The organism is Rheinheimera texasensis DSM 17496 (assembly GCF_000711985.1).
In the GTDB taxonomy this organism is placed as follows: domain Bacteria; phylum Pseudomonadota; class Gammaproteobacteria; order Enterobacterales; family Alteromonadaceae; genus Pararheinheimera; species Pararheinheimera texasensis.
The window spans coordinates 156272-173663 of the sequence record NZ_KL544006.1 but is presented as its reverse complement, the minus strand read 5'-3'; the positions used below and the strand labels follow the sequence as shown (position 1 = coordinate 173663).

Below are 17392 nucleotides of genomic sequence, written 5' to 3'. Positions count from 1 at the left end.
TTAACTGCGCTTTATTTCAGCACTTGGGGTAAATGCATGGCAGCATGCCGGCATATTGGTTGTGGCAACAGCCGGTTTGCCAGTATGATCATTGTACTGACCGACTTGCAGGATCATTGATGTTACAGCGTCTGTTAATTCTCACGAATATGGGCCCGAAACCTTCGGCGCCATTTCAGGGCGTGTTTGTCCGTAATCAGGTCGATGCACTGGCATCGTTAAAGCCCGCTTATTTTCAGATGGAATGGCAAAGTGATCGGATGCCTTGGCGATTGTTGCGATATCCGATTTTTTGGCTGCAATTTGTCTGGCGTTTTGTGTTCAGCCAGCAAAAATTCGATGTCCTGCATGTACATTTTTTCTACCCAACCATCTGGTTGGCACTGACTTACCGCTACCTGCGAAATCCCAGGGCAAAAATAGTGGTGACCTGTCATGGTTCTGATGTCTATGCCTACGACCCTCCATCGCGCTGGTACCAAAGGGCTGCGGCCCAGGTCGACCAGTGGATTTTTGTCAGCGAACAACTGCATCAGCGGTTTTTTCGCCAGGACATCAAGGCTGAAGTGCTGCCGGCTGGCATTCATGCCGTGTTCGGTCAAGTACCGGCGCTGGCACACGACAAAAAAGATATTGACCTGCTGTATGTCGGCACGCTCGATTTGAACAAGGGCATGGACCGGCTGATTGCTTTATTGCCGGCATTGGCTGGTAAAAAGGTCGTAGTGATAGGCCATGGGCCCTGGCATGACAAACTGCAGGCCGCTGCCAGCCAATACCCGCAATTGCAGCTGGTTGCGGCGCAGGGCGCTGAGCAGTTAAAAGGCTATTATCAACGCAGTCGTGTCTTTGCCAGTTTATCCCGCAATGAATCTTTTGGTCTGGTGATGACCGAGGCCATGGCCTGTGGCACGCCGGTCGTCGCCACCAAAACCGACGGTTCAGTCATGCAGGTACGCGATGGCGAAAATGGCTATCTGGTCAGTGCTGACACAGAGCAGGCACTGGTGAGCGGCCTGGCAGAGAAAATTCAGTGGTTGTTAAGTTTGCCGGCAGCAGATTATCAGCGACTGCAGCAGTCTTGTCAGACCAGTGCAGAGCCCTATCTGCTCGACAAGATCGCAGACCGATTAACTGCAATATATCAGCGGCTGGAGACAGCCGAATTCGCAAGCCCGGAGTGATGAAGATGCAACAACCTGAAGTGGTGAATGTCGGAGGTCTGGATGTGATGGCGTTTGCCAGCATGCAGCAACTGGTGGAATTTATTGTGCATGACGATGGTACTGTCTTCGCCGGTTCTGCCATCGCCATCAATCCGGAAAAAGTGATGAAAGCGCGCGAAGATGCCGCGCTGAAAACCATGCTGAATCAGGCCGAGATCCGCTATGCCGATGGTATGGGGGTGGTCAAAGTGATGCGAAAGAAATTAGGTCGTCACGTCGAACGGGTGCCGGGCTGCGAAACCTGGGAAGCCATTATGTATCGCGCGGCCAGTAAACAAGTGCCGGTATTTCTGGTGGGGGCCAAACCGGAAGTGTTGCAACAAACCCGCGATAAGTTGGTGGCAGCCGGCGTCAATGTAGTTGGCGCGCAGGATGGTTATTTTAAAGACGAAGCCGCGCTGTTGACTCAAATCCAGCAAAGCGGTGCCCGCATTGTCACTATCGCCATGGGCTCGCCGAAGCAGGAATTGCTGATTGAACGGGCGAAAAAAGTCATTCCGGATGCTTATTTTATGGGCGTGGGTGGCACTTATGACGTGTTTACCGGCAATGTGAAACGGGCGCCTGAACTGTGGTGCAAACTGAATCTGGAATGGGCGTATCGTCTGCTGAGCCAGCCAAGCCGCATCAAACGACAGTGGAGTCTGGTGGAATACCTGTGGCTTTATCTGACCGGCAAGTTATAGAATCACGTTTATAAAAAGCCTCCTGCCAACCCATTGACTGAGAGCGATATTTTGACAGCTGCAACGCCTGAATCTGCTGGACATCCAGCGCCGCTGATAAGCGTATATATGCCAACCTACAACCGCAGTGAGATGATGCAGCGCGCCGTCAACTCAGTGTTGGCGCAGGATTACCCGAATTTTGAATTGCTGATCGTCGATGATTGTTCACCGGACAATACCTGGCAGGTGTTGAATGACTTGTATGGCGAACATCCGCAGATCCGCTTGTTCCGCCAGGAAAAAGGTCAGGGCGCCTGCGCTGCCCGCAATATGGCGATCAAAGCAGCCTCCGGTGAGTTTGTTACTGGCATTGATGATGACGACGAATTTCTGCCAAACCGCCTGTCCAGCATGATGGCTGCTTATGACGATCAATATTCCTGTGTGGTGACCGGCTATTTCTGGGACTATGGCTCAGTACGTAAAGCCTTATACACCGAACAAAAAATTGTCCGTTTACCGGAAGTGCTGGACGCGCATTGTTTGTCGAATCAGGCGCTGGTGCGTACCAGCCGGATGCTGGCGCAAGGTGGTTTTGATGAAACTCTGGCCGCTTTTCAGGACTATGATATGTGGCTGCGGATGGTCGCGGCATATGGTCCGGCGTTGCGGCTGGCGGAGCCGACCTATGTGGTGCATGTTGGTCATGAACTGGGCCGCATCACGACATCGCCGAAGCGCCTTAATGCACAAGCACAGTTTGTCGAAAAACACCGCCACCTCATGAACGAGCGCAATCTGCATAATCAGGCGTTTTACCGCCGCACTATGCAGCAGGAGCCGTTGTCGATCGGTGAATTACTCAGTTCCTGTCGCTATGGCCTGGTGGAAACCAAGGTGCGTTATTACCTGAAACACCGCATGCTGTGGCTGATAAAAGTCAGAAAGCAGCTGTTATCCAAAGGCATTAAAGGCTTATTCGGACCCAAATGATGTTCAAAACCGAAGTTGAATTCAGTGGCCAATTATATCTGGTCATGCGCCGGCTGAAATGGTGGCTGTTAGTCGTCGCTGCTGCCTGTGCTTTAGGCGGGGCTTTTTATGCCAAGCAACACCGGCTGTCGGCCAGCAGTCAGGGCCATTTTTCTTTATCTGAGACCCGGGTCAGTTTGCTGGCGTCAGATTATCGCGCCATCGCTGCCAATACTCAGCTGTTTATCGGCGCGCTGGAAGTGGACGAGCTGGCCCGTTTTAGTTTGTTGATGGACAGCAGTGCCGTCTGGTCGCAGTTGTGGCAGAATGCGGACTGGTGTCAGTCTCAGCCGAAGCTCTGCGCCCGCAGCGCCGATGAAGCGTTGGCCCTGACCAAACTGTGGCAACCGGCTTTCTCACAGGAACATAAACGGCGTGGTAACTTGTTGTTTTTCCGGTTAAAAGCACCAGAATCAGCCCTGGCGGAAGCTGTGCTGAACCAGTTGATTGCTCAGGCGGAAGCGCTGGACCAGCAAATAAGGCTGCAGCGATTGCAGCAACAGCAACAGCAATTGCAGCAGGCGATGGAGCAGGCGGGCACCGTGGGTGAACGCTCATTGTTGGCACAGCAGCTGGACCAAAATCTTGCAGCGCAGAATTTGTGGCGTCAGGGTTATTATCCGGCATTAAAGCCGGTTGCTGCTTTGCAAACTCAAGCTGCTAAATCACCTTCATTGCTGCTAAGTGCTGTCGCGACCGCGCTGCTGGGCACTTTACTGGCCCTGACGCTCGCTTTGCTATTCCTACGCCGATGAACCAAGTCTCCGGCCAAAGCGCCCCGCAAAGCCTGTTTCTACCGCAGGTCCGCACGTTGGATTTGCTGATCCTGATGCTGGTAAAAACCTACTTGCTGATTGATGCACTGCAAGGCTTTTTGCAGCAGCAATTGGCGCTGAATCTGCCGTTGTCTGCCGGCTATAAATCAGCGCTGATGCTGTTAATGCTGCTGAGTTGTGGCCTGACGATGGGGCGTCGTATCGCGTTACTACCGGCGTTGCTGCTGTTGTTGCTGCTTGGCCCGGTGTGGAGTTTTTTTAGTCTCGGGCATAGCCCCGGTTTGTCATATGATATAGGTATGGCACTGAAGCTGGTGGCGCCGCTGCTGGCAGCCTGGTATTGCTATGGTTTGTGTCAGCGCGACGCAGCGCTGGCCCGCCAAAATCTGCATCAGCTGATGTGGATTGGTTTTGTGATTATTGTCATTAACTTAATTCTTGGACGGCTCGGCTTTGGTCTGTCCGCTTATTTGCCGAGCGACTATTTCCCCGATCAGCTTTTGGGATCAAAAGGCTTCTTTAAAGCCACTAACGAGTTGTCTGCTCTTCTGCTGGTGTTTAGCGCCTATCTGTTCGCCTGGTACTGGCCGCGGCAAAAAATCATTTTTGCTGCAGTACTGGGGTTAAGTTTATTTTGCAGCAGCACTTTGCTCACCAAAACCGGCAACGCCGGCGTGTTGCTATTGGCTATTTTTATTCCATTGTTACAGGCAAGAGCGCATTGGCTGCCGTACCGTCGTTTGATCCAGCTGGCACTGTTGGCTGGTGTCTCGGTGTTATTGCTGCTGGCCTGGCAGTTATCCGCGGTTCTGCCTTATTTGCCGCTGTCAGAGAAACAACAGCTTGTGCTGGCGCAGCAAGGCGCTATCGGCATTGTGCTGTCAAACCGGGACTTGTTTGTTACTGAGAACTGGTTTTATGTCGCGCGTTATTTTCCGGATTGGCAGCAGCTAATTGGTGTTGGCAACGCAGGACTGGCTTTATATAGCAGTAAACCTCTGGCCGAAATTGACCCGGCCGATTTGTTTATCTGGTTTGGGGTAGCCGGGCTTGGCTGGTATGCGCTGTGGTTTGCCGGCGTGATCCGGCTGGCACTGCAGGCCTGGCGTCAGGCACCGCAATCGGTCGCTGCCGGTGTATTACTGCTGAATTTGTTGTTGCTGGTCGTTGCATCGATGGCCGGTCATGTGCTGACCTCCGGCATGCTCTGGATCCCCTGGGGCATGCTCAACGGCGCTTTTTTACTGTGGCAAACTGCTGCGGACACAGCATCGCCGGAGGCTAGTCATGCTGCGCAGTGATTTTGTCCGCAAGCTGATGAGTAACAGCGTGGCGCAGGGCTTGAATTTCGGCTCCCGCTGGTTACTGAATCTGGCGCTGGCCCGGCATTTACTTGAACAGGAATTTGGTGTGTTCAGCTTTATCTATATGCTGGCCAACCTGTTTTTCCCTGCGATTGCCTTTGGTGCCAATTTTTATCTTATTCATCATGCCGCGCAGCAGCGCAATATCAGTCAGTTGCTGCAAAGCCTGCGCATCAGTCTGTTGGTGTTTGTGGTCTTAACCATCTGCAGTGCTTTGTTGCTGTGGTGGACGGACGCGACTCTGTCCTGGACTCTATATTTGCTGAGCTTGTTGATTGGGCTCAGCTGGGCGCTGAATCAGGCCTGTTTCAGCTATTTAAAAGGCGCGCAGCAGTTTGCACTGGAAGTGCGCAGCCAGCTTGTCAGTGTTGCGCTGACACTGTTGCTGGTGATCGCAATCTTTGCCGGATGTTTCAGTCAAACTGCGCCGGTATTGTTACTGATTTTGTTGATCAGCTTGTTTCCACTGATGACTGCGCTGCGGGCTCTACTGCCTGAGTACCGGCACTGGCAGGGTGATTTACAGGAAAACACGCCAGGCTTGTGGCAACAGCTTAAACAGCGCTTTAGCTATGCCTGGCATGATGTGTTTGCTATTTACCTGACCAATATTCCTTTTGTCTTTCTGGCGCTGTTCAGCAGCTTGTTGGCGCTTGGCCAATTTCGTAAAGCCTTTGTGTTGTTTATGCCGGTGACTTTATTGCCGGTGGTGTTTTCGCAGGTGTTGCTGGCGAAACTCAGTCACCAGCCTTTGCTGGATGACAAAATCCGTTTATTTAAGCGGGTATTTTTGTATAGTTTTCCGTTGCTGAGCCTGCCGTATTTTGTGTTGTTGTTGGCGTGCCCCTGGCTGTATCCCTGGTTGTTAGCAGAGCCATTAAGCGCACAGGCGCAACTGATTTGTACTCTGGTACTACTGACTTTATGGCTGACTTTGCTGAAAACTTATTTTGAAGTCTGGATCACTGCGCTGGGTTTGAATAAATGGCGCGCAGTCAGTGTCACCGTGGTGGCGCTGCTGGGTTCTGCGGCTTATTTAGTGGCGAACAAACAGCTCAGTGCTGAAGTTGCTGCCTGGATCTTCTTCTCAACGAATGCGCTTGCCGTTTTATCGCTGATGGGGCTGAGCCTGCCTGCGGTGCAGCAATACCGGCGTCGTCAGCCATAAAACAGCACAGGTTAAGACATCAGGTGGCCGAAAGAAAAAGGCGGGTGAAACCCGCCTTTTGCATCTTTCTGCATAAAACAGCTGTTATTGACCGACCACGTTAATGATGGTTTTTCCGCTGAAATCACAGTCAGCAAAAGCTTTATGTTTCACCAGGATCACGATGATATCTGCTGCGAGGCCTTGTTCAATCGACACCAGCTGCGCTTTGCTGTTCAGCTTATTGGTGCTTTCCACATTCGGCTCCACCGCCAGCACTTTGCCTTCGTAGGCATCAGCCAGTTTGTTGACAATGTGTAGTGCCGGGCTTTCGCGCAGGTCGTCAATATCCGGCTTAAATGCCAGACCAAAGCAGGCGACTGATGGTTTATTCAAAGAGTGGTTTGCAACTGTGGTCATCACTTTTTGCAGCACCCATTCCGGTTTGAAGTCGTTCACTTCCCGTGCGGTACGAATGATGCGCGCCTGCTCTGGCGCTGAGTGCACGATGAACCATGGGTCGACCGCGATACAGTGACCGCCAACGCCGGCGCCCGGGGTCAGGATGTTGACGCGTGGGTGGCGGTTGGCCATCCGGATCAATTCCCACACATTGATGTTTAACTTGTCACAGATCAGCGACAGTTCGTTGGCGAAAGCAATGTTGACATCACGGAATGAGTTTTCCGTCAGTTTTGACATCTCGGCCGTGCGCGCATCTGTTTCCAGCAGTTCACCGGCGACGAAGGTACGGTACAGCTGCTTGGCCATTTCAGAACAGGCTGGCGTCAGGCCACCGACGATACGGTCATTGGAGATCAGTTCCTGTACCACTTTGCCTGGTAACACCCGCTCCGGGCAGTAAGCAACGTGGATATCCGGGCTGTTTGAATCTGTTGGTAAGGTCAAATCAGGGCGGACTTCTTTAATCCATTTGCACATGAGTTCAGTGGTACCAACCGGGCTGGTGGATTCCAGCACGACCAGATTGCCTTTTTGCAGCACTGGTGCAATCGATTTGGCTGCCGCTTCGACATAAGACAAATCCGGAGATAAATCGTCGAAAAACGGCGTTGGTACTGCAATCATAAAAGCGTCTGCTGCAGCAGGTTTAGTCTGCGCTGACAGATAACCACCGGTGACGGCCGCGTTAACCAACAAATCCAGATCAGGTTCAATAATGTGGATTTTGCCCTGATTGATAGTGTCAACTGCGTGTTGATTGACATCAACACCGATAACCCGCAGTTTGCGTGAGGCCAGCATGGCCGCTGTAGGCAAACCGATATAACCCAAACCGATGACTGAAACAGTCTTTAACATAGCGTCACTCCGATTGTTTGCTATTTTTCGCTTATGGTATCACAGCTTAACGCTGGCGCACCTTGCTTCGCCAGCCCTGACCGGCATTTTTTCTGCGTAATTCCTGCTTGTTTCTGCAAAGGGGCAACTTCATACTAATGCCGCTAATTGGGCAGACGGAGTGGCTGGTGAAAGACCTGATTGAACCTTTTTTATATCCGCATAATCTGTTTTTTTGGGGCTTAGTGATCGCAACTATCCGTTACCGGAAATGGGGCTTGTGGCTGTTGCTCGGCTGGTTTTATCTGTTTGGCAATGGCTGGGTGGCCAATCAGGTGCGGTACTGGTACAACGCCGAAGTGGCTTCGACAGCTTTTCCTGTCGATTTTAGCGGTAACTTTGTGTTGCCTGGCTGTGGCGGGGATGAGCAAAATATCCCGGATTGTGCCAAAGCCCGGCTGACGCAGTTGGCAGAACTGGTGAATCAGACCTCGCATCAGGCACCGCTCATTCATATCACGACTTTGCATTGCCAGCCTTATCTGGATTATCTGCAGCCGCTACTCAACCGCGAGACCCGGCTGGATTGTTTCCACGGCGGTGCCACTACTTACCATGAGTTTTATACGCTGAACAGCCGACTGGACCATCAGGTGCCGTTGTGGTTTGTCACCAGCGACTATCACGCTTACCGCGTGCATCAGCTGGCATTACAATATGGTTTTCATGCCAAAGTTTATGCCGCTCCCAGTTCAACGTTTCGCCCGGTGAATTGTGGTGCAGTGTGTTTTCTGACGGTCAATCTGTCGAATTTCGATTTGTTTGCCAAACTCAGCGCGGAGATGTCGAGCTTTTATGTTTACCGGCTGACCAAGGGGTTTACTGACTGGTCTAAATGAAAGAACAAATATTAGACCCGGCACTTTGTGCAGGCAGAAAAAATCCACCGCATTGCGGTGGATTTTTTTTAGCAAAACAGCGTCGAGGCTTAGTTTTTGCCGCGGGCAATAATTTCCTGCGCCATCTGGTCCGCCACCAGATTGGTTGGCTGACCGTTTTGTTCGGCACGGCTGAAGATGGTCAGCAGCGTGTCGTAAATCGCCAGCACTTGTTTGGTGGACTGGGCTTCATCGTAGCCCTCAGGGCGGATCTCCATCGACACGTTGATAATACCGCCGGCGTTGATGACGTAATCCGGCGCATACAAAATGCCTTTTTGCCGCAGTAGCTCGCCGTGGCGGGCTTCTTTGAGCTGGTTATTGGCACAACCAGCGACAATAGCGCACTGCAGGCGTGACAGCGTGTCGTCGTTGATGGTCGCACCCAGTGCGCATGGGGCATACACGTCACATTCGACGTCATAAATGGCATCAAGACCTACAGCTGTGGCGCCAAACTGGCTGACAGCACGGTCCACTGCGGCCTGATTAATGTCGGTGACAATCAGCTTCACGCCTTCTTTGTGTAAATGTTCACACAGATAAAAACCGACGCTGCCAAGGCCTTGTACTGCAACAGTACGGCCTTTAAGGTCATCGCTGCCAAACTTATGTTTCACAGCGGCTTTGATGCCGCGGTAAGTGCCAAGGGCGGTAAATGGCCCCGGGTTGCCGCTTTTGCCTTCCAGACCGGCGACATAAGGCGTTTCCTGGTTAACGACAGAAATATCCGCGGTGGTGATATTGACATCTTCGGCGCTGATGTAGCGGCCACTTAATGAGTGCACATATTGACCAAATTTACGGAACAGCGCTTCAGATTTGATGGTTTTGGCATTGCCGATAATGACTGCTTTGCCGCCGCCAAGTGCGAGGCCTGCCATGGCGTTTTTATAGGTCATGCCGCGGGATAACCGCAACACGTCGACCAGTGCTTCGTCATCAGATACGTAATCCCACATGCGGCAACCGCCACAGGCGGGGCCTAATGCAGTGCTGTGGACGGCGATAATTGCTTTGAGACCCGTTACCGGATCACTGCAAAATACGACTTGTTCATGGTTGTCAAACTCAGGGTGGTTAAATACTGCCACTTACTTATGCTCCGATTTATGCCAGCTGTGCGCTGGGGTAGGGCCGGTTTTTTCGCGGCGGAATTTATCATTTCGGCAAGGCTTGTGCTATCAAATCCAAATTAATTCATCTGGTCATTCCAGTGGATTGTCGACAATTTTTGTTGAAGGTTGCGTAATCCAGCTTGCTGACATAAAGTGCGGTTTCAGATTTTTTGCAGGTAAGTAGTATGGACAAGCAACAACAAGCTGCCGAGCCAATGACCGAGCAGCAAACCAGCGAATGGGTCCGCGCCCAGTTTCAGAAAGCCAATTTATTTTTAGCCGAGCAGGGCGTGGTGATGGATACGGTCGCAGTGCAGGACTCGCGTTATTTGCCACCGTTCGTCGCCATCTGGAAAATCAACGGCATCGATCGGAAAAGTTACTGGGCCATTACCGGTGATTTGCCGACAGACGTGATGGCGTTCAGTGGCGCTGCCAATGCCCGGGATGCACTGCGTGCCTTTTCGTTCCGCTGGCAAATGCAGGCGCAGCAGCTGATGGAAGCTGGTGTGCAGGACCAGACTGGTGCCGATTACGTTAAGTTGCTCGTCAACAGAGCCGAACAACTGTATCAGCTGTTTGAAGCCGACGATTTCTGGAATCAGCAACCGGCTTAAATCAATCACCAAACCCCGGTATTACACCGGGGTTTGTGTTTGTGGCTGGCGGCACGGAGGTGCTGTGGATCTTTTATTTGGTTTTCTGCTTGGCTGCAGTTTACTCGGTGGCGGCACTTTATATTGGCATTTGCTCAGCCGCAGCTTAGCGCCGCGGCACAGTTATCCGCTGTGGTTGTCGGTGCCGGTGCATCAGTTGTTGACGCTCGCTGTAGTTGTTGGTCTTGGCGTGACGCCGGCGCAAGGTTGGTTTAGTTTTACGCTGTTTTGTGTGCTTGTTGCGCTGCTACTGGGGCTGCTGTTGTTACCCATCTTGATGTTTCTGCGTTACGTCGAACGCTGCCGGCCGCTGCAGGACAAAATCTGAACGCGCTTTAACCGGCAAAATCAGCTGTTGGACTGGCATTGCCGACAATCTGCTTGTCAGGCGCAACGCGCTCTTTTAGTGTGGACCTCTGAAAATTCTGTCAAAAAACCCAGAGGTTTATTCGTGTTGACTACCAAACCCAATAAGGCCAATGTCTGGTTATTGCTTACTGGTCTGAGTGTCGCTGTCAGTGCTACAGCCAGCGCAGCGCCCTCAGCCGCCCCAACGCAGGCCGCGCCGCTAGTGAACCCGTCTTATTTTGAATCGGCCGATATTTTTGCGCTGGAATGGGCCAGCGATCCGCAGTTATCACCCGATGGCCGCACTATTGTTTATGTGCGTAACAGCAACGACATTATGACCGATCGCGCCCGTACGGCGCTTTGGCAAATCGACGTGGCAACCGGCCAACATACACCTCTGTATGCGGACAAATTTAATTACAGCCAACCGCGCTGGGCGCCGGATGGCGGCCGGCTGGCGTTTATCTCTGACCAAAGCGGCAAAGCGCAAATTCACCTGCATTGGGTCAAAACTGCACAAAACACTCAGCTGAGTGCTTTGGAAAAAAGCCCGTCTAATCTGGCCTGGTCACCGGATGGCAAACAGCTGGCCTTCACCATGAATCTGCCTGCGGCGCCGTCGAAGCTGTCGACGCTGGTCAAAATGCCGAAAAAACCTAAAGATGCTAACTGGTCTGAGCCGGTGATTGTGATTGACCGGGCGCAGTATCAGGCTGACGGGCAGGGTTTTCTGAAATCTGAATACCGGCATTTATTTTTACTCAGCAGTGACGGCGGCACTGCCCGCCAGCTCACCAGCGGCGATCGCAGTTATGGCGACGGCCTGACCTTCAGTCCGGATGGCAAAGCGCTGGTGTTTTCGGCCAATCTGGCGCCGGACTGGGAGTATCAGCCGCGTGACAGCGATTTGTATCAGCTGGATCTGCAGTCCGGCGCACTGAAACAGTTGACTTCAGTGCCAGGTCAGGAAACCAGCCCGGTGTTTTCACCCGATGGCAAGAAACTGGCGTATCTGTGGGGCAGCAATGCCAAATTGCCTTTTGCCAACAGCAAACTGAAAGTGCTGGATGTCTCGTCGGGGAAAAGCCGTGATATCGGCGCTGCGCTGGATTTGGATCTGAACGCGCCAGACTGGTGGTCCAATGACGAACTGACGGTGCAATATGATGAAAAGGGCCTGCGTAAAGTCGCGCTACTGGATTTAGACGGGGAGTTGAAAGTACTAACCGACCAGTTATCCGGCACAGGTTTGCCGCAGCCGTATTTAAGCGGTGAATATCAGCAAAGTGCCGAAAAACTGGTGTTTACCAAAGGGGATGCGTCACGCCCGGCCGATGTTGCGTTGTGGCAGGATGGCAAAGTGCGGCAGCTTACGCAGCTGAATGAAGACTTGCTGGGCCATAAAAAGCTCGGGCAGGTGCATGAAATCAACTACAAATCGTCGTTTGACGGTGAACCTATCCAAGGCTGGTACATCACACCACCGGATTTTGACCCGAATAAAAAATATCCGATGATGCTGGAAATTCACGGCGGCCCGCATCTGGCCTATGGCCCACATTTCAGTGCTGAAATGCAGCGCTTTGCCCGTGAAGGTTACGTGGTGTTTTACGACAATCACCGTGGCAGCACCGGTTATGGTGAACGCTTTGCACTGTTGTTACACAACAAATACAGTTCGCCGGAAGATTATGCTGACCATGATTCCGGTGTGAACGCGATGATTGCCAAAGGTTTTGTTGATGCAGACAACGTCTATATCGCCGGTGGCTCAGCCGGCGGCATCGCCACCGCTTATGCCATTGGTCTGACCGACCGCTACCGCGCCGCTGCGGTGATCAAACCTATTATCAACTGGGTCAGTAAAGTGCTGACCGGGGATAGTTATTTGTATCAGACCTATCATCAGTTCCCGGGTGTGCCATGGGATAATCTGCAGCACTACTGGCAGCGCTCACCTATTGCCAATGCCGGTAAAATCAAAACCCCGACGCTGATCATGACCGGCGAAGCTGACCGGCGCACGCCAATCAGTGAATCCGAACAGCTGTATCAGGCGCTGCAATTGCAGCATGTGCCGACTGCGCTGGTGCGGGTACCGGGCGCGCCGCATGGCATTGCCGGCCGGCCGAGCCGGATGATTGCCAAAATCGAACATACGCTGGCCTGGTTCGAACTTCACAAAAAGCAATAAGCTCTGCTGGTACAAAAAAGGCGCTGCGGCGCCTTTTTTGTCTGCGCCAGATAGCGACACCGGTTAAAAATATTGCGCCAGCTCATGGCCTTAGCACCAGAATAATGCTGAAATCAACGAATAGTCCTGAAAAGCCACGTAGGTGTTGATGCAAACCGAGCTGACCATCCTGCAAAACTTCGCCTATGCCCTCGCTATTGGGGTTTTAGTCGGGATTGAGCGTGAAAAACACAAAGTAAATAATCTCAGCAGCTTTGGCGGCGTGCGAACTTTTATGTTACTGGCGCTGCTGGGGGCTGTTGGTGCCTGGCTTGGTCTGCAGCTGCAACAGCCCTTATTGGAGCTGGCGGTGCTGGCGCTGATTTCGACGCTGGTGCTGGCCGCCTATAAGCGCAAACAACGCGAAGAGCCGCAAATGCCGGGGTTGACCACAGAGCTCAGCGCGATGCTGGTGTTTCTGCTCGGTGGTGCTGTCATGCACGGCTATGCGGGTATTGCAGTCGCGCTGGCGATCATCACTTCAGCCATTCTGGCGTTTAAACAGCCGCTGCACGGATTAGTCGACAAAATCGGCAATGAGGATTTGTATGCTGGTCTGAAGTTATTGATTGCGACTTTTATCGTGTTACCGCTGTTGCCAAATCATGCTCTGGACCCCTGGCAGGCCTTTAATCCCTATAAAATCTGGTTACTGGTGATCCTGATCTCGATGCTCTCTCTGGTTGGTTATGTCGCAACCCGCTTGCTGGGGCCGGCGCGCGGCACTGCGGTCGCGGGTCTGGCTGGTGGTCTGGTGTCGTCCACTGCGGTGAGCCTGAGTTTTGCCCGGCTGAGCCGGCAGCAACAAGGGGGAGAAAATCAGGATGATGCACTGGCCTGTGGCATTCTGCTGGCTTGGGCGGTGATGTCTTTGCGGGTGCTGCTGATGGTCGGTATTGTTTGCCTGCCGTTGCTGGCGCCGTTGTGGCCGGTGATCAGTGCGATGGCATTAGTAACGCTGGTAATGGCGGCATACTTCTACCGGCGGGCCCCGTTGCTGCAGGCCAATTCCGCGACCAGCATCAGTAATCCGTTCAGTTTATGGGCCGCCAGCCAGTTTGGTTTGATGTTTGCGCTGGTGCTGCTGGTGGTGAAACTGACCGAGCATTTTGCACCGGCCGAGGGGCTCTATCTGGTTTCAGCCATCGCCGGTACGACGGATGTGGATGCGATCACACTGTCAATGGCGCAATACGCGCAGCAAGCCGGTCGCGAACAATTGGCGGCAACCGCGCTGGTCATTGCCGTGATCAGCAATACCTTAGTGAAAACGGCGCTGGTTAGTGTGGTGGGCAGCGCCGGACTGCGCCGGCGGTTGTTTGGCGTCAGTGCGCTGGTCATCATCATTGCTGCATTGTTGCTGTGGGCGCTGTAGCCTTAATTTGCTAAGATGCGTGACCACGAGCACTGCGGCATACGCCGCTGCTGTTGTCAGGAGTCATGATGTCAAAAGCGGCGCGGCCTTCCGAAATTACTTTACCGCCGGTCAACCAGGGCTGGGACAATCTGTACCAGTTTCTCTGTGCACAGTTTCCCCGTATTGCGCCACAGATTTGGGCCGCGCGCCTTGCTGAGGGCAAAGTGCATTGGCACAGCGGCGAAATCGTCAGTATGCAGACGCCTTTTCTGCCAAGCCGGCGTTTATGTTATTACCGCGAGGTCGTAGCAGAGCCGGTCGTGGCTGCCGCTCATCAGATCATCTATCAGGATGCGCATATTCTGCTGGCCTGCAAACCGCACGGCCTGCCGGTCATTCCGGGTGGCGAATTTGTCAATGAATGTCTGCTCGAGCGGTTGCGGCGTGACACCGGGCTTGATGATATCGCGCCGGTGCACCGGCTGGACCGCGACACTGCAGGGCTGGTAATGTTTTCGCTCAATCCACAGAGCCGTCCGGCTTATTATCAACTGTTTGCACAAGGTCGAATTGAAAAGACTTATCAGGCGGTTGCCCACTTGCCGGAACAGCTGCAGCAGGCGTCTTTACCGCAAGAATTCACAATGCAAAACCGGCTGGAAAAATCCCAGCCCAGGTTTTTAATGCAGCAGGTTGATGGGGAGCCAAATACGCACTCTACGTTGCGTTTAGTGCAGCGGCAACAGCAGCTTGGTTTGTTTGCCCTGACGCCTCATACCGGTAAAACCCACCAGTTGCGGTTACATATGCAGGCGATAGGTTGCCCAATTTTATTTGACCCTTATTATCCGGCACTGCTGCCGAAAACCCAGACGCTGGCCGGGCCTTTGCAGTTGCTGGCGCAACAACTGCGGTTTGTTGATCCGATCAATGGCCAGCCGCAGCATTTTTGTTCCTCCCGGCAATTGAGCAGCTGGTCGGCGTCAGTCTGCTGAATGCTGCCGCGTCTTATCAGCTTTGCATCATAAAAAACTTAATATTTATCCATTATTTATCCATTATTTAACCCGGTTTACCTGAAAGCAGGCTTTACCTCGGCCTTGTAACTGCTTACATTGGTTCAGTAACTGCTGATATTGGTGAACCCATGCTGTTAAACCAACATTTTTATACCGGGTCTGCGGCGCTGCTGCTGCTGTTGCTGTGGTCTGCAATTGCGCCTTTTGACCGCACCACCTGGTTACTGGAAGTTTTTCCGGTGTTACTGGCCTGGCCGCTGTTGTGGCGGACCCGCCAATCCTATCCGTTAACGCCTTTGTTGTATGGTTTGATTTTTTGTCATGCGCTGGTGTTGATCCTTGGTGGCGCATATAGCTACGCCCGGGTTCCGCTGGGGTTTTGGTTGATGGACTGGTTCGCGTTAGACCGCAATCCATATGACAAAATCGGCCATCTGATGCAGGGCTTTGTGCCGGTGCTGGTGGCGAGGGAAATTCTGCTGCGTGGTGCATACATTCAAGGCCGGCGGATGTTGCAGTTTATCCTGCTCTGTATCGTGCTCGCGATCAGTGCGGCATATGAGCTGATTGAATGGGCTGCGGCCGTGATGCTCGGGCAGGGCGCTGATGAATTTCTCGGTACTCAGGGCTATGCCTGGGATACACAGGCAGATATGGGTTTTGCGCTATTGGGGGCCATTCTTGCGCTGCTGTTGCTAAGCCGCTGGCATGATCGCCAGTTAGTGCAGCTTGCAGCAGCATAAAATTACCTATATGTTAACCAGATGTGTTTGTTTTGTGGGAAAGGATGCCGAATGAAGTTGCCGCAATTATGCGCCTTTTTTTTAGCCTGCCAGCTGCCCGTGCTGCATGCTGAATCACTGGCTCCGCTGGTCGACTTGTTACCGGAGTGTAAGCAAGCCGAAGTGGTGCCACTGAAAACTGTGCTGAAAGTGCGCAACCATAACTTGTGGCGTTTTGCCTTGTTAAGAGATGTGCCTGAGGTTGCACGTTATCTGCAACAGATCCGTGAAAATGCCACGGCGCGGCGTTTTGATGCTGTACTGGTGCAAAAAATCAAACAAAGCGAACATAAACTGCCCGGTAATTATTCCGAAGTATTGGTTCAGCTGGAATTGTTCCGTTTCTGTGAAGGTAATAATGCGTTGTCGGATAAAAGTGCCGACATCAGCGCGGCCCGCCAGATCAAAATTGATTTAGGCAGTACGCAAATCAGGACTGCAGTGACCACAGTGATTAAACGGCAGGATACCGAGGAATATCGGGTGATAGTGCCGCCAAATCATCATCTGTCGTTACAGGGGGGGGCCTTTGGTCTGAAGCTGAAGATGACCGCAGAGCAGGTCTTTACCCTTTGGGGCTCGCCCTCTGCCGATTTAACTTTAACGGATGGCGCCCGTTTATTAGGTTATGGCCGCCGGTTGTGGGTTTACCTGGATCCGCTGGTCAAAGCCGTGTTTACCGACAGTGAAATCCTCAGCGGCGTTGGCCGGAATTTACTGGAGTTCCATCCCGAATTTGATGACAAACCCTGGCTGGTCGAAGGTAAAGTAGCCTACAAAACAGATATGGCACAGGCTGCCGGGAAACTAGGCTCCTGGCACAAAGTAACCCCACTGATCTGGCGTAAACAGCAGCCTGGTCAACAACTGAAACTGCAGTTTGAAGAATTTAACCCGGAATCTGTACATCAGACCACAGCCATGTTAACCGGTTTTTACTACAGCAGTGCTGCGACTTTGCCGGCACAGATGATTCTGCAGCAACAACCGTGGCAGGATGTGCTGGCTTTCGCTGAAAGTGTCAGCGTACGCAATCTGCAGCAACAACCTGCTGCCAGTTTGTTTCCGCCACATTTGCGTCTGCATCAACTGGTGCAGCGGCGCAATCAGGGTTGGTGGCTACCAACCAGTCAGCTGCATGTGATGGTGGTGAAAGACGAGATCCGCCGGATTAAGCTGACCGCTCCGGTGATGCGAAAGTCCGATCAGCCGAATCAAATCCCGGCGCTGCTCAAGGCCTTGCAAATCCCTGTCACCAAAGCCGGTCTGCGGCTGGCTTTTCCGGATATGCAGGATATTGGTGATCGTTTTCAGCTGTATCGTGATGATTACGACATTTTGATTGAATTCAGTTCGGATGAGGAGCAGGCTGAAATTGAGGAGCTGGAGATCATGTATCACTTCACCTGAGTTCTCTGCCCGG

At 52.6% G+C, this 17392-nt stretch carries 16 protein-coding genes; 14 read left to right on the top strand and 2 right to left on the bottom strand.

Annotation, left to right across the window (positions count from 1 at the left end; translation table 11 throughout):
• Window positions 1-119 precede the first annotated feature (119 nt).
• From Q399_RS0117810 to Q399_RS0117785, 6 genes are read left to right on the top strand one after another with little or no spacing between them, the layout of a single operon-like run.
• Window positions 120-1184: a glycosyltransferase family 4 protein gene (locus tag Q399_RS0117810; RefSeq protein WP_031570887.1), complete on the top strand. Its 1065-nt coding sequence runs from the start codon at window positions 120-122 to the stop codon at window positions 1182-1184.
• A gap of 5 nt (window positions 1185-1189) precedes the next feature.
• A complete protein-coding gene (locus Q399_RS0117805) occupies window positions 1190-1912 on the top strand; it encodes a WecB/TagA/CpsF family glycosyltransferase (protein WP_031570885.1) in 723 nt (240 codons plus the stop codon).
• 33 nt (window positions 1913-1945) lie between these two features.
• Window positions 1946-2887, top strand: a complete 942-nt coding sequence (locus tag Q399_RS0117800; protein WP_479691993.1) for a glycosyltransferase — start codon at window positions 1946-1948, stop codon at window positions 2885-2887.
• Window positions 2884-3681, top strand: coding sequence for a hypothetical protein (locus Q399_RS0117795; protein ID WP_031570881.1), 798 nt, complete (start codon window positions 2884-2886; stop codon window positions 3679-3681). The genes Q399_RS0117800 and Q399_RS0117795 overlap by 4 nt, the downstream gene beginning before the upstream one ends.
• Window positions 3678-5003: an O-antigen ligase family protein gene (locus Q399_RS0117790; protein ID WP_031570880.1), complete on the top strand. Its 1326-nt coding sequence runs from the start codon at window positions 3678-3680 to the stop codon at window positions 5001-5003. The genes Q399_RS0117795 and Q399_RS0117790 overlap by 4 nt, the downstream gene beginning before the upstream one ends.
• Window positions 4990-6234, top strand: coding sequence for a lipopolysaccharide biosynthesis protein (locus Q399_RS0117785; RefSeq protein WP_031570879.1), 1245 nt, complete (start codon window positions 4990-4992; stop codon window positions 6232-6234). The genes Q399_RS0117790 and Q399_RS0117785 overlap by 14 nt, the downstream gene beginning before the upstream one ends.
• A gap of 84 nt (window positions 6235-6318) precedes the next feature.
• Here Q399_RS0117785 and wecC read toward each other — a convergent pair whose 3' ends face one another.
• Window positions 6319-7536 carry a UDP-N-acetyl-D-mannosamine dehydrogenase gene (wecC, locus tag Q399_RS0117780; RefSeq protein ID WP_031570878.1) on the bottom strand — a complete coding sequence of 406 codons (1218 nt, stop codon included), beginning with the start codon at window positions 7534-7536 and terminating at the stop codon, window positions 6319-6321.
• A 167-nt stretch (window positions 7537-7703) separates the two neighbouring features.
• Between wecC and Q399_RS0117775 the strand changes: the two genes are divergently transcribed.
• On the top strand, window positions 7704-8414 hold the full coding sequence (locus Q399_RS0117775; RefSeq protein WP_031570877.1) for a YdcF family protein: 711 nt from the start codon (window positions 7704-7706) through the stop codon (window positions 8412-8414).
• An 89-nt stretch (window positions 8415-8503) separates the two neighbouring features.
• Here the strand turns inward: Q399_RS0117775 and Q399_RS0117770 are convergent, their stop codons facing one another.
• Complete coding sequence (locus Q399_RS0117770) at window positions 8504-9547, bottom strand: Leu/Phe/Val dehydrogenase (RefSeq protein WP_031570876.1); 1044 nt, start codon at window positions 9545-9547, stop codon at window positions 8504-8506.
• Window positions 9548-9756: 209 nt separating this feature from the next.
• Between Q399_RS0117770 and Q399_RS0117765 the strand changes: the two genes are divergently transcribed.
• From Q399_RS0117765 to Q399_RS0117735, 7 genes are all read left to right on the top strand, one after another.
• Window positions 9757-10188, top strand: coding sequence for a DUF4826 family protein (locus tag Q399_RS0117765; protein WP_031570873.1), 432 nt, complete (start codon window positions 9757-9759; stop codon window positions 10186-10188).
• A gap of 64 nt (window positions 10189-10252) precedes the next feature.
• Window positions 10253-10555, top strand: coding sequence for a hypothetical protein (locus Q399_RS0117760; RefSeq protein WP_031570871.1), 303 nt, complete (start codon window positions 10253-10255; stop codon window positions 10553-10555).
• 123 nt (window positions 10556-10678) lie between these two features.
• Entirely contained in the window at window positions 10679-12772 is a 2094-nt protein-coding gene (locus tag Q399_RS0117755; protein ID WP_245612926.1) for a S9 family peptidase, read from the top strand.
• A 148-nt stretch (window positions 12773-12920) separates the two neighbouring features.
• The gene (locus tag Q399_RS0117750) at window positions 12921-14186 is read left to right on the top strand and encodes an MgtC/SapB family protein (protein ID WP_031570867.1); all 1266 of its coding nucleotides are present in this window, start codon (window positions 12921-12923) and stop codon (window positions 14184-14186) included.
• A 68-nt stretch (window positions 14187-14254) separates the two neighbouring features.
• Window positions 14255-15163 carry a pseudouridine synthase gene (locus Q399_RS0117745; RefSeq protein WP_031570865.1) on the top strand — a complete coding sequence of 303 codons (909 nt, stop codon included), beginning with the start codon at window positions 14255-14257 and terminating at the stop codon, window positions 15161-15163.
• A gap of 152 nt (window positions 15164-15315) precedes the next feature.
• Window positions 15316-15930 carry a DUF2238 domain-containing protein gene (locus Q399_RS0117740; protein WP_031570863.1) on the top strand — a complete coding sequence of 205 codons (615 nt, stop codon included), beginning with the start codon at window positions 15316-15318 and terminating at the stop codon, window positions 15928-15930.
• Window positions 15931-15981: 51 nt separating this feature from the next.
• Entirely contained in the window at window positions 15982-17379 is a 1398-nt protein-coding gene (locus Q399_RS0117735; RefSeq protein ID WP_031570861.1) for a hypothetical protein, read from the top strand.
• Window positions 17380-17392: the final 13 nt, after the last annotated feature.

What these genes read in the sequence shown, in the direction of transcription:
- Q399_RS0117785 (WP_031570879.1), top strand. Translation starts at nt 4,990, where the DNA reads ATGCTGCGCAGTGATTTTGTCCGCAAGCTGATGAGTAACAGCGTGGCG.
- wecC (WP_031570878.1), bottom strand. Translation starts at nt 7,536, where the DNA reads ATGTTAAAGACTGTTTCAGTCATCGGTTTGGGTTATATCGGTTTGCCT.
- Q399_RS0117805 (WP_031570885.1), top strand. Translation starts at nt 1,190, where the DNA reads ATGCAACAACCTGAAGTGGTGAATGTCGGAGGTCTGGATGTGATGGCG.
- Q399_RS0117735 (WP_031570861.1), top strand. Translation starts at nt 15,982, where the DNA reads ATGAAGTTGCCGCAATTATGCGCCTTTTTTTTAGCCTGCCAGCTGCCC.
- Q399_RS0117745 (WP_031570865.1), top strand. Translation starts at nt 14,255, where the DNA reads ATGTCAAAAGCGGCGCGGCCTTCCGAAATTACTTTACCGCCGGTCAAC.
- Q399_RS0117790 (WP_031570880.1), top strand. Translation starts at nt 3,678, where the DNA reads ATGAACCAAGTCTCCGGCCAAAGCGCCCCGCAAAGCCTGTTTCTACCG.
- Q399_RS0117795 (WP_031570881.1), top strand. Translation starts at nt 2,884, where the DNA reads ATGATGTTCAAAACCGAAGTTGAATTCAGTGGCCAATTATATCTGGTC.
- Q399_RS0117740 (WP_031570863.1), top strand. Translation starts at nt 15,316, where the DNA reads ATGCTGTTAAACCAACATTTTTATACCGGGTCTGCGGCGCTGCTGCTG.
- Q399_RS0117765 (WP_031570873.1), top strand. Translation starts at nt 9,757, where the DNA reads ATGGACAAGCAACAACAAGCTGCCGAGCCAATGACCGAGCAGCAAACC.
- Q399_RS0117810 (WP_031570887.1), top strand. Translation starts at nt 120, where the DNA reads ATGTTACAGCGTCTGTTAATTCTCACGAATATGGGCCCGAAACCTTCG.
- Q399_RS0117750 (WP_031570867.1), top strand. Translation starts at nt 12,921, where the DNA reads ATGCAAACCGAGCTGACCATCCTGCAAAACTTCGCCTATGCCCTCGCT.